This window comes from bacterium (assembly GCA_024228115.1).
Lineage (GTDB): Bacteria > Myxococcota_A > UBA9160 > UBA9160 > UBA6930.
The window spans coordinates 1-2583 of record JAAETT010000241.1 but is presented as its reverse complement, the minus strand read 5'-3'; the positions used below and the strand labels follow the sequence as shown (position 1 = coordinate 2583).

The window sequence follows — 2583 nt, the reverse complement described above, 5'->3', positions numbered from 1 at the left end:
GATGATCCTCGGGAAGCCAATCCCGAAGCGAGGGCGGCAGGAGAAGCGACTGGTCCGGCTCGTAGCGTCGAAAGTCTCGCGGCATGGCTCACTCTAGCGAGACTCACCCCTCAATGGCCCTCTGCCGCGCAGACTCCTAGAGGAACGATTCTCCCTCGGGAGGCCCCATGCCCGATCCGACGATCCTGAACTGGGAAACGCTTACGAAGCATCAGTTCGACCAGCTCGACCGAAGCCGCTGTTGTGTCCTGGTGACCTGCTCCCCCCTGGAGGTCCATGGCCCCCATCTTCCCTTCGGCGCGGATGCGTTCGAAGGGGAGGGATTGGCGGAACGCATGCTTCGTCATCTTCCGGAGCGACACCTCGATCGGGTCTTCCTGAAGATTCCGTTCTGTTATGCGGCGTCCGATCCGGTACCCCAGCCTGGCTCGCTCTCGTTTCGGCCCTCCACGACGATCGCCTTCCTCGAGGATCTGGGTCGCTCGCTGGCCGCCCAGGGGTTCCGCGACATCCTCGTTTCCAACTTCCACGGGAGCCCGCGCCACTTCCTTTCGATCGAGACGGCCTGTGACCGGGTGAGCCGAGAGCGTGACGTCCGCATGGTGTCGGTTTTCTCGGTCGTCGTGGGGCGTCTCACCAGTGGAAGCTCCGAGCTCGATTCGGTCCTCGGCGAGATCCCGGGGGTGAATCCCGAGGATCTCGTGGGGGATACCCACGGCGGCCTGGTGGAGACCTCGCAGCTTCTGGCACTACACCCCGGTTGGGTCGACCCGGCCTACAAGGAACTACCTCGGCGTACCGTGGAAACCTGGCTGGCCGAGAAGGGCGAAGCACGCAGCAAGCCGGAGGGAGGAAAGCTCGCCGCCGTGCCGGCCATGCTGCGCGCGTTCAAGGGCACCATCCGCTTCTTTTCCGAGGAGACCTACTCGGGAGCTCCTGCCACCGCGTCTGCTGAGCTGGGCGAGCGCTTCCTCGATGTCCTGTCGGAAAACGCGGCTGCGGCTGTGAGTGAGATCTGGGACGGCACGCTTCCTCGAGAGGAATGGCACTCTCCGGTCTGGAAACTTCGTTTCCTCTTCGTGCACCCCTGGATGGTCCGCATCTTGAACCGCCTCATCGGAGTGCCCCGCACGATCTCCTGAGAGATGACGGTGCGCTAGCGAGCGGCATGGGCCGAGAGAGCGGATCCCTTGGGATCCGGAGGTTTCTCGAATCGAAGACCGTGAAGACGGTCTTCTGAGACCCTGCGGCCGTTAGGCGGAGGCTTGCGCCGGATCACCCATGGGCAGTTGCTCGAGGGCTGCCGTGTCCGCATCGCCGCCCTCGAGTACCCAGGCATCCGGGTTGGCGAGGATCTTCTCCACCAGGGCCTGGTGGAGCGCATGGCCACCGCGCACGGCCGTGATATGGCCGGCAATGGGAAGGCCTAGCAGGGAGATATCGCCAATCAGATCGAGGATCTTGTGGCGCACGAACTCGTCGGACCAGCGCAGGCCGTCGTCGTTGAGCACGTTGTGGTCGTCCATGATGACCGTGTTGTCCAGGTTGCCGCCTCGACCCAGGCCGTTGCGCCACAGGGTCTCGACCTCGCGCAGGAAGCCGAAGGTGCGGGCGCGGCCAATCTCGCGCTCGAAGGTTTCGCCATTCACGTCCAGCTCGCTGAGGCTCTGGCGACCGATGGCGGGATGAGCGAAATCGACCGAATAGGTGACACGGAGCGAGCGAGCAGCCTCGATGCGAATCGATCGATCGCCGTCGCGCACTTCGAGAGTCTCACGCATACGCAGCAGACGGCGGGGTGCGTTCTGGTCGAACAGACCCGCAGAACGGATCAGGAAGACGAAAGAGGCTGCACTGCCGTCCATCACGGGGATCTCGGGGCCATCCACCTCGATCCGGGCGTTGTCCACGCCCAGGCCGTAGAGAGCCGAAAGCAGGTGCTCGACCGTGCTGACCGTGGCGTCGCCGCGGCCGAGGGTCGTCGCCATCACGGTAGAGGTCACGGAATCCCGGCGGGCCGGAATCTCCACCGGATGGGCCAGATCGCTGCGCACGAAGACGATGCCGGTGCCGGCCCGAGCCGGATGCAATGTAAGCTGGACCGGAGCGCCGGTGTGCAGGCCGATCCCGGTGCAAGAGATCTTCTCTGCAATGGTTCGCTGACTCACTCGGTCCCCCCTCGCGGCCTTGGAGCCGCTCCCCGCGGTAGGGAAAGCAAGCGTCGTGCCAAAGGAGCCCAAAATGAGGCTCTCTAGATGAAGATCTGATTGATGAGCGAAACCAGAGCGTTAGCGTGACGGATCTCACAACTCGAGCTGCCTGGATGGGCAAGCTGGCCCCAACCCTCCCGAATCGAGTGATATTTCTATCACAAGCGTGACCAGTGGATCACGCTTGTGTCGGGGTTTTGGCCGGGAAGGCCCAGGTTTTGCCGGGCTCGAGGACCTAGTGATATGATTCATAAATAAAGGGCACTATTGGACTATCCACGTTACCCTCGCGGCGAACGGCCAGAGGGGCACGATGCGGGTCGCAGCCGAGATTCACCTCAGCAAGAGCCAGCGGGCGACGCTTCAGCAATGG

2 protein-coding genes are annotated in these 2583 nt (G+C 63.4%); one reads left to right on the top strand and one right to left on the bottom strand.

Going from position 1 to position 2583, the window contains the following annotated elements; all coding sequences use genetic code 11:
* The first annotated feature begins 167 nt into the window (after positions 1 to 167).
* Entirely contained in the window at positions 168 to 1142 is a 975-nt protein-coding gene (locus GY937_11175; protein MCP5057272.1) for a creatininase family protein, read from the top strand.
* 111 nt (positions 1143 to 1253) lie between these two features.
* On the opposite strand, the gene GY937_11170 is transcribed toward GY937_11175, so the two are convergent.
* Entirely contained in the window at positions 1254 to 2168 is a 915-nt protein-coding gene (locus GY937_11170; protein ID MCP5057271.1) for a UDP-3-O-acyl-N-acetylglucosamine deacetylase, read from the bottom strand.
* Positions 2169 to 2583 lie beyond the last annotated feature (415 nt).